This is a genomic window from Acinetobacter sp. WCHA39 (genome assembly GCF_002165385.1).
GTDB lineage: Bacteria > Pseudomonadota > Gammaproteobacteria > Pseudomonadales > Moraxellaceae > Acinetobacter.
On sequence record NZ_NHRP01000057.1, the window covers coordinates 1 to 8,327 of the forward strand.

Consider the following 8,327-nt stretch of genomic DNA (forward strand, 5'->3'; position numbering starts at 1 on the left):
TACCCCAACAAAACAAGGTGGCTTAACTAGAGCGGAATATCACTTATAAATACGCTTTTAGTTGTTCAAACAAGTGGGACCACCTCTCTTCTATGGATGGAAATAAAAAATCTGAGGATTACATAAGATCTATAATAGGTAAAGACAGTTGTGAATCGATAACAAAGATTTATACCGATAAGTATTTCAAGCCTGTACAAACATTTGGATAAATTTATAGTTATAACTGCACTATTTGACAAAACACATCTTTATGCTCAAGGTTTGCTATTTGCAAGTAAACTTAACTACATCATAGTGGCTAGCCCCATAGATAGGTTCGATCCATGAGCCTTTATCTGTGTAGGTTGTGATATCGCTTTCGCTATTGATGCCTTCTCCAATTTTGCGATATTTACCTGTGGAACAGTTGATTTCCATCTTAGAGTAGACTGTCTCTGTTGAAAATACAGACTTATAAATAACTAAATTGATCCCCCCTTTCTTTTTATTGCTAATTAGAAAGTACTTTCCATTGTACTTTTTATCGATCATGGGAATCTTTTTATCAGCCAGCACTGAGGTACTGATAATAGCTAAAGTGATTGCAATTAATATGTGTTTATAGATCATTGTTGTTCTCATTTTTCATCAGGTATTTGAAACATAGCAGAGTAGTAGTCACCATCTTTTTTACACATGGCTAACAAGTCGGTTTGAGTTCCATCTTTCACGATGTAGCCAATAAACTTTTCTTTTTCATCCTTATCTACAGTATAGGATACATTATATTTTTTTGCTGTTTGATCAAGACGATACTTACATTCCTGCATGGTATCCATTTCATCACCAACAGCTTTAGAGCTTGTGATTTTAGTTGGGCTAGTATCAGTCGATGAACTACTATCACACCCCATTAGTAATATAGAAAAACTAAGACATAATATTTTAGCTGTAATTGTATTCATCTTTTTCCCCCAAAAGGTCAATACAGAGTATAAGTGATATTAATACGGTTAGAAATGTTATAAGTTGAGTACCATCTTTTTAGAAAATCTAAAATTAACATAATACGCGTTATACTAATCTAAAAATGGGAGCCTAAGCTCCCATTTTTACTGATGATTTTTTAATTCTTTGAGCATAGCATCCCGCAAAATTTCATTCATTCGTGTTTGATAGCCTTTGCCTTGAGCTTTAAACCATGCAAGTACATCAGCATCTAAACGAATGGAAGTCTGTTGCTTCACTGGGCGATAGAATTGATTATGGCGTACAGCATTGCTCCAGTCGGTAATTTCAGGCATATCTGAGAGATCTAGCTGATCGTCAGGAACCGTTCCCTTAGCAAGCAAGCGTTGAATTTCAGCATCTTGCTTGTCGCTGAATTTTTCATTCAGTTCTTTGCGTGAGTATCTAACCATGCTCATATCTATCTCGCTCCGCTTTGGTGACTTGCCTTGCACTAATGATTCGTATGATTTCACAGTCATCTTCATCAAAGATGGTGTGAGCTACTAAGAGCATTAGTACGCCTTTTACTTTTCCAATGGTTTGCCAACGTTCTTCACCATCGGTATGTCTGTCTTGGATTGAGATCCTTAATGGATCATCAAAAACAAGGCTTGCTGTTTCGAAAGAGACATCGTGCTTTTTCTGATTCTTTCGATTCTTTGCCTCATCCCATTCGAAATACTGTTCCATAAAAAACATTCAAATTTGTATATACAATAATGTATCACAAAATTGTATCACTCAAGCTGAAAAGCGTAATTTTTAGTCAAAATTATTGGCAAGAACTATCAAAAACGATCATAAAAAAGCCGACTTGTTTCCAAGTCAGCTTTTTGGGTTTGCGTCCCCGATTTTTTATAGCATAACTTTTTGAAATATAAAACTATTTTTATATGCGTTTCGTATAAGCTCTATTATGTTAAATAGACTAAATTTCTATTGTTTTTTAAATGGATCAGCGACTTTAGAAAAATCAGAGACTTTGTTTTCAATAATTTCACAAAATTTCTTAATTTCATTCAGTTCCCATAACACATCTTTTTCTTTTGCTTTGGGTTTTCCTGTTTGAAATGCTAGACCACGTCCACCGCTTGGTAAGGTGATGGGATGTGCATGAATCAAAGCATTTCTTTTTTCAGTAAGATCATGAAATTCATCAAATACTCTTTCAATATCTTGAATGGTGACACCAACAGGTAAAGCTATAGATGATTTGTTTTTATCTAGAAAGGACTTAAAATGACTTTTTAAACAACCTGATGTAATACCTTTTTCACCTCTAAAATACTTTTGTGCAAAAGAATCATCTAAGAATCGATAGATATCAATTACAGTTCCTTCCATATAAGCAAAAGAATAAACAGCAACTCCTAGCCACTTTATGTACTCTTCATCCATTGGTAATCTTAAATTTTCAAAAGTTAACATTTATATTTACTATCCATATTTTAAATTTATCTAAAATTAACATAATACACCTTATACGAAATACTCTAAATTATTTGTTTTAATTCATAACCTTATCGCATAGTAAAAAGCCCAATCATATCCGATTGGGCTTTTTTGTCGGTTCTTCACATTCCACGCTTACTTATCAATGTTCCACGGGTTTGTGTAGTCCACATGAACAATTCAATTAAACAAAAAGGTTAATATTTAAGTTAAATAGTGAGAATAATAATAAAACTTGATTGTTAACTAGGTTGAGATATGGATGAGATAAATAAGATGGATGAGGAGGAGCGCGTTATTGCTAAAGAGGCAGGTAGGGTGCTCACGGAGACCTTTATTGCAAAAGCTAGTAATGGACCTGTGGTCTATGTCACAAACGATACCGTAGTGTATAAGGATCCGAATAGTGAGCCTGTGATGATTAAACAACTGTATCGTAACTTAGAAATTTCTAAGCGTCTGCCGAAGCAAGGTACAGTGAAGATCAAGAAAAAAGACATCAGATGATTTTTAAAGTATAGAACTCTTAATCTTGATTGAATACAGCATTCAATACGCGTCCAAATAAACCCTGTTTTTTGGGTTGTGGCACTGCCACACTTTGCAACGTCGCATGCTGTGGCGTTTGGGTGTCGCTCGCTATAGCGTCAGGGTGTTGCACTGCAACATTTTTCACCATGTTTTTGGTTAAAATTTTATTATTTTCAGTATCTTGATCTGCTGTCGCATGCTGTGGCGTTTTGGTGTCGCATGCTGTAGCGTCGGAGTGTTGTGCTGCCGTGGCAGGCGCGACACTTTTTAATTCAATCAGAGTCTGCATCCGATCAATTTGCTGCATCAAACGTTCTTCACGTTCCTGGTATTTTTTGACTTCATTTTCTAAATGAGTGATAAGTTTTTGCGTAGCTGCATCACTGCTTTGCTTAGGAGCTTCCTTAGCTGGCTGTGATACCTGTTGTGGTTCACCGAAGCATCGAATTACTTCGGCAAGATCAAATTGACCATCATCAGTACGAGACAAGCGTCCATTTTTTACAGCTCTGTAGATTGTCGATCTATCGACATTAAAACGCTTAGATACTTCGCTCAGTGATAGTTTCGCCATTTAGCTTAAAAGTCCTGTTTATTATGTTTTGACGTAAATCATATAAGTATCAGCATATATTTTATGAGAGAGTTAGCCAATATTAGGAACTACACCATATACCGCAAATATATAATATTTAATAATTTTATTTTTAAAAACGAAAAAGCCCTGCTTGACAATTGTCACGCAGGGCTTTAAATTCGTCGGTACGCAGTTATTTGATGAAGCAACATCAAGTAACGAAGATCATAAGGTTTGGCGACCGTTATGATTTCACCCAAAGGCTTTGTACCAGAACTCTATTTTCACTGTTATGTGCAGTAATATCAAGCCCAAATTGAAAAGTCTTCGTTAGTTAAGTGTTTTTTTTCATCAAATAAGTATCCCAGATCGAGCTTTGCCTGCTTCTGCGTGCCCATTTTATGGTTGGCATGCGGTGCATGTGGAGGGAATAAGTGTCACTGGTGCATCGTAGCGATCGTCGAAAGGCGGAACCGTTACAGGGGAATCTCACATAAACGGGGCGTTGAGAGTAGTGGTATAGGTTGGTTAAGTTGCATGTTGGGGAAACCCTCGCAGAGATATCGCCATACTTCGACAGGGAGCGCGTGAGAGAAGGTGCAAAACCTTTAGTCCTTGTCTGCATGGTCAGCAAAACCATGTGCGGATACGACCGATGCGTGGCTCCGTCAGCCCAATTACAGGTTAATCGGCAATACTTAAGGGATGTGTCATTTTTCTAATTGACCGCCCTTAGGGAGAGTATTGCCGAAACTCACTCAACGTTCACCATCAGCCCGAGCAGAGCGAGGGGTGTGGTGATCTTGAGTGAGTGAGAGCACTTAGCAGAATGCTTTTATTTATCTTAGACTTTGTTGAAAATACTGTTTAAACGCAAAAAAAAGAGTGTTACAGCTCGGTTAAGGTAATTTTGGTATTAATCCATATGGTTGTGTTTATAGTTGCTTAAAACGCAAAATAGAGCGTTTTAAAGATGAACCGCTAAGACTTTTCAGTCTTAACGGTCATGTTTTAAAAATGAATGCATGTGATTAATCTGCACCGACAATATTAAACAGAGTTATTTCTGTTTAATTCTCAGTTAAATTTCATAACATACAAAAATTTTTCCACGGATTACCAGTCCGCTTGCAGTCACCACAACTGCTATTTTTTTCACTAAATCAAACCTATAATCGGCTCAACCTTTCATTACTCATGTATACCCTTACGTTTTTATTCGCTCGAATATTCATGCTCCCGACAGAAACGTCGCTTTACTCAACTGATCTCCCATCCTCTAAAATTTGTCTAAATCTTACAGTCACCAACTAAAAGAATTAAATAAACAAATATTTAGCGAACTTCCCGTATTAGTCTTAATTGTCACTCGGATGCCCGGCTTCTCGCTTTCGCTCAAGTCTTACTCGTTACACTCGTCTCGTCCATTGGCGCTTCATGGGTAGTTGTTCCAAGATCCCACTTACACCGACTAAAGACTCTTTAGAGTTACCGTGCTATCAAAATTTTCAGCAAAGCATCTATCAGGTTCTACTGTAGATGCTGTTACAGGCTTAAGCTATTCGACGAATCTTGCTTATGTATTTACAAGTACCCGATGTCCATGACCCTTTTAAAATCTGACATCTGACAGTTTTTCTCTGTCTTGATCGCCTTTCGGCTCACTTTTAGTCGCCCACCTGTGCTGTGCCCATCGCAAAATCACTCATGCAAAAGGCAGTCATTTTAGCGTTGAAATCATCCGTGATCTCAACTCTGACTTCAATTAAAACAGGGTTGTGCTTTGTCACCAAAGCGCCCGTGTCTACGTCGCCCAACAACTTTAATCTTGTTCAATTTTTTGATTGGGTAGAAAAAGAGAATTTCACTCTTTAGCCCCCGTTGTAGCCGCACCAGCGAGGTTTCCCCAGCATGCAGCTTCACCGATCAGAACATGGTTAGTGCTCCTAGCAGTTTGAAATAGTGAAAAAACGTCTCGGCAGCGGTAACTTGCCGAACATTTGGAACGCCAAAAAATAGGCGCAAAAATGGACAAACTACGCTAGACGTAATTTTTGAACGTTAGAGGGATCTAACAAAGACAATATGCGAGTAGCCAAAAAAATATGTGCTATCGCTGATCATGAAAGGACTCCGTTGGCGTACGGATAACGACCTGATGGTTCACTTTAAAATTCCTACTTATGGTCTCTGCTAACTTAAAAGATGGTTTTTCTTTTATGCGCTACACGTTCAGAATCAGAAAAGCTTTAGAAGCAATCAGATGCGTTCACTATACCTGAAACTGCCATAAAATCAAATTCCGTCGGAACAACCATTTATAAACCTACATCTGCACTTAAAAGGGGACTGCTAAACGCAGTCCAAAGCATTACAAAATAAGCACACCGATAGAATTACCAAAAAAGTATAAAAATGCTAGAATTTTTCCGACAGAATTACCAAAAAAACTGGACTTTATAATGATCTATTACTGTGTCAAAACCAGCGAATATTTAGCCGATATCTTGGATAAAGTCAGCCGCGAAACGCAGTATTATGTTCAGCTTGATGTGCCGCTTGATCGGGCTGAAAGCATTATTGATAAGTTCAAAAAAAGATATCATTTGGACCAAACCGCCAGACAAAGAAATTACCGGTTGAAGCAAAAGCCAGTGGTGGATTTGGTTGTTTTACTCAATCAAAGTCTGCTCAAAATTGAGAAGGTTCGACTCTGTTTGTTGTGTACGCTTCCCGAGGAACTTCGAGAAAAAAAGCAAGATTGTTTGGAGTTGTTGAGGCTTGCCTATGGACTTGATAAGTCTGAGTTAGAGCCGTTTGAATCGGTCCAAGATCGTCAGAACCGGCTGATTTATCGCACCGCCATTCAGGTTGGAGACAATAGGCAGTCTGCTCCGGTCTATGAGTTGGTTAATCTTCCGTTTACGGTTGAACAGCGCAAACAGAAAGAAATTGATAGAACCACGGGTTGGACGTGGCGCATTCACAAGAAGTTTCTGGAACTTAAGAGTGAGCAACTGGTCGCTACCTTTAAGAAAGCCCAACAGATCAAGAGTCCTGATAAACAGGACAGTATGGTCATGGCTGAGTTGTCTCGGGTGGCGAAATTGGCGGGGTTTAGGGGCGTTCGGGAGGATGTGTTTAAGTTCAATAAGCAAGTTTTTCCGCTGTACTTCAAGTATCTGAACCGAAAGTCCAAGGTAGAACTGTCGGTGCCTTCGTATGAGCGGAAATCTAAGCGTCTGGTCAGTAATTTTCAGGAAATGACGGCATTTTTTGCCGATCTGCAAAAGTAGCTTTAAACCACAAAGATGGCTGTGATGGAGATCAATAACAATGGGCATGCACTCAGCATGAATCTTTGGGTTTTGAGGTTGAAGTCTGTGTCATATTTTTTTGAATATTGCTTATATTTCAAGGTGAAGCATAGGCTTGCGATAAAGCATCCGATCAGGAAACTCAGCATTAACGCCATGCGGTAAAAATCCATGCTGAGGTCTGTTCCTGCTGTAAATTTATGGAACTGGTAGTAGTTGCTGCCCATGAGAAAAATTAGGCACAACAGCCCAAGCCCCATGGCGTTGTATTCCATTTTTTTGTTGTGATCTTGGTATAAAAACTTAGTGATGAGCATGCTTAAACTAAGGCAAAGTGGGACCAAAATTACTGTAATGCTGATCAGTAAGTTATTGAATAGCCATGATTGAAGGTCTGGATTGTTTCTAAATTGGTAGATATTCAAAAATGGGAAAAACACCGCGGGAAAGAAGTACATATAGGACAGCTTAAACGAGTTCATATTTTTAATTTTCATCATGTGGGATCAGAGTCCTGACTGTAACTAAGGTAGTTAGGTAGGTATTATGTGTGCTGTTAAGCTCTCAATTTTTCACATGATGTAAGTAATTGATTTTAAATATTATTGCATTTATGTGTAAAAATAAAACTCAGACATTAACTTTTTTAAGTTATTGAAATTAAATAAAAAAGCAAGAACACACATCATAGCTACCTTACAAGGTAGCTATGATGTGTGTTGAACGGCTTTGTTGCATAAAGATTTCATAACCATATGATTTTAAAGGTTTTGATTTATTTTTAATATAAAATTAAAGTCAATAAAATCAATTGCTTATTTCTTTTTTGCAACAAAACCGTAATTACTAAACATGCTGATAAATTAAGACATAATGCAAGACTAGAAGTACCTGCCTTAGAGCGAATGCAATAAAGGAACTTCAAAATAGAAATGGACGAATACCACTATAAGCCTAAAATCTTATTCAACGGCTCAACAACTGAATGCTATACTGATTTATCTGAATTTTTACAAGAACTTATACAATGAAAATAAGAACTGCCGTACTCACTATACTGTTAAGTCATAGTTCTACAATTTATGCAGATAGTGTATATGAAAAAATATCTCCTCCAATTTTTAGTGATGAACTAGCCTTTAATAACTATCGAGTTGTTTTTTTGGATTTAATACTTACAACTCATAATTACGCAGTTAGTGAATTGCATAGTGAAGTAGACGGACAGCTAAAATACAAGGCGATCAAATGCGAACAATTGTCTCAAACTAGATATTTAACAAGAGTTATAGAGGCAAACAAAAAATTATTTAAAAATAAAGGTGATTTTGAGTCTTCAGAGATGGATCCGTAAATTTGAACAACTCCTATAAGTGATATTCTGCTCCTCAAATGATGTTATAAACATCAATATATGGAGTATTTTATGGCACGTAGACCAAGAAGAAATCATTCAA

At 37.3% G+C, this 8,327-nt stretch carries 11 protein-coding genes; 3 read left to right on the forward strand and 8 right to left on the reverse strand.

Annotation, left to right across the window (positions count from 1 at the left end):
• Positions 1 to 267 precede the first annotated feature (267 nt).
• The 5 genes from CDG56_RS16075 to CDG56_RS16095 all read right to left on the reverse strand — a co-directional run bounded on the left by CDG56_RS16075 (position 268) and on the right by CDG56_RS16095 (position 2,421).
• Positions 268 to 612: a hypothetical protein gene (locus CDG56_RS16075; protein ID WP_004762688.1), complete on the reverse strand. Its 345-nt coding sequence runs from the start codon at positions 610 to 612 to the stop codon at positions 268 to 270.
• Positions 613 to 620: 8 nt separating this feature from the next.
• A complete protein-coding gene (locus CDG56_RS16080) occupies positions 621 to 947 on the reverse strand; it encodes a hypothetical protein (RefSeq protein WP_004762690.1) in 327 nt (108 codons plus the stop codon).
• 147 nt (positions 948 to 1,094) lie between these two features.
• Positions 1,095 to 1,409 carry a BrnA antitoxin family protein gene (locus tag CDG56_RS16085; protein ID WP_005098515.1) on the reverse strand — a complete coding sequence of 105 codons (315 nt, stop codon included), beginning with the start codon at positions 1,407 to 1,409 and terminating at the stop codon, positions 1,095 to 1,097.
• Positions 1,396 to 1,683 carry a BrnT family toxin gene (locus tag CDG56_RS16090; protein ID WP_004884492.1) on the reverse strand — a complete coding sequence of 96 codons (288 nt, stop codon included), beginning with the start codon at positions 1,681 to 1,683 and terminating at the stop codon, positions 1,396 to 1,398. The genes CDG56_RS16085 and CDG56_RS16090 overlap by 14 nt, the downstream gene beginning before the upstream one ends.
• A 246-nt stretch (positions 1,684 to 1,929) precedes the next feature.
• Positions 1,930 to 2,421, reverse strand: a complete 492-nt coding sequence (locus tag CDG56_RS16095; RefSeq protein ID WP_087548413.1) for a hypothetical protein — start codon at positions 2,419 to 2,421, stop codon at positions 1,930 to 1,932.
• 342 nt (positions 2,422 to 2,763) lie between these two features.
• Between CDG56_RS16095 and CDG56_RS16100 the strand changes: the two genes are divergently transcribed.
• Positions 2,764 to 2,952 carry a hypothetical protein gene (locus CDG56_RS16100; RefSeq protein WP_227519087.1) on the forward strand — a complete coding sequence of 63 codons (189 nt, stop codon included), beginning with the start codon at positions 2,764 to 2,766 and terminating at the stop codon, positions 2,950 to 2,952.
• A 19-nt stretch (positions 2,953 to 2,971) separates the two neighbouring features.
• Here CDG56_RS16100 and CDG56_RS16105 read toward each other — a convergent pair whose 3' ends face one another.
• Entirely contained in the window at positions 2,972 to 3,550 is a 579-nt protein-coding gene (locus CDG56_RS16105) for a plasmid replication DNA-binding protein (protein WP_087548414.1), read from the reverse strand.
• Positions 3,551 to 5,220: 1,670 nt separating this feature from the next.
• Positions 5,221 to 5,343 (reverse strand): hypothetical protein, encoded by a 123-nt coding sequence (locus tag CDG56_RS17500; protein ID WP_264754485.1) that lies wholly within the window; start codon positions 5,341 to 5,343, stop codon positions 5,221 to 5,223.
• A 672-nt stretch (positions 5,344 to 6,015) separates the two neighbouring features.
• On the opposite strand from CDG56_RS17500, the gene CDG56_RS16110 reads away from it, so the two are divergent.
• Entirely contained in the window at positions 6,016 to 6,849 is an 834-nt protein-coding gene (locus CDG56_RS16110; RefSeq protein WP_087548415.1) for a hypothetical protein, read from the forward strand.
• Between the two features lie 2 nt (positions 6,850 to 6,851).
• Here the strand turns inward: CDG56_RS16110 and CDG56_RS16115 are convergent, their stop codons facing one another.
• Positions 6,852 to 7,370 (reverse strand): hypothetical protein, encoded by a 519-nt coding sequence (locus tag CDG56_RS16115; RefSeq protein WP_087548416.1) that lies wholly within the window; start codon positions 7,368 to 7,370, stop codon positions 6,852 to 6,854.
• Positions 7,371 to 7,897: 527 nt separating this feature from the next.
• On the opposite strand from CDG56_RS16115, the gene CDG56_RS16120 reads away from it, so the two are divergent.
• Entirely contained in the window at positions 7,898 to 8,224 is a 327-nt protein-coding gene (locus CDG56_RS16120) for a hypothetical protein (protein WP_087548417.1), read from the forward strand.
• The last annotated feature ends 103 nt before the right edge of the window (positions 8,225 to 8,327 follow it).

What these genes read in the sequence shown, in the direction of transcription:
- CDG56_RS16075 (WP_004762688.1), bottom strand. Translation starts at nt 612, where the DNA reads ATGATCTATAAACACATATTAATTGCAATCACTTTAGCTATTATCAGT.
- CDG56_RS16080 (WP_004762690.1), bottom strand. Translation starts at nt 947, where the DNA reads ATGAATACAATTACAGCTAAAATATTATGTCTTAGTTTTTCTATATTA.
- CDG56_RS16085 (WP_005098515.1), bottom strand. Translation starts at nt 1,409, where the DNA reads ATGAGCATGGTTAGATACTCACGCAAAGAACTGAATGAAAAATTCAGC.
- CDG56_RS16090 (WP_004884492.1), bottom strand. Translation starts at nt 1,683, where the DNA reads ATGGAACAGTATTTCGAATGGGATGAGGCAAAGAATCGAAAGAATCAG.
- CDG56_RS16095 (WP_087548413.1), bottom strand. Translation starts at nt 2,421, where the DNA reads ATGTTAACTTTTGAAAATTTAAGATTACCAATGGATGAAGAGTACATA.
- CDG56_RS16105 (WP_087548414.1), bottom strand. Translation starts at nt 3,550, where the DNA reads ATGGCGAAACTATCACTGAGCGAAGTATCTAAGCGTTTTAATGTCGAT.
- CDG56_RS16110 (WP_087548415.1), top strand. Translation starts at nt 6,016, where the DNA reads ATGATCTATTACTGTGTCAAAACCAGCGAATATTTAGCCGATATCTTG.
- CDG56_RS16115 (WP_087548416.1), bottom strand. Translation starts at nt 7,370, where the DNA reads ATGATGAAAATTAAAAATATGAACTCGTTTAAGCTGTCCTATATGTAC.
- CDG56_RS16120 (WP_087548417.1), top strand. Translation starts at nt 7,898, where the DNA reads ATGAAAATAAGAACTGCCGTACTCACTATACTGTTAAGTCATAGTTCT.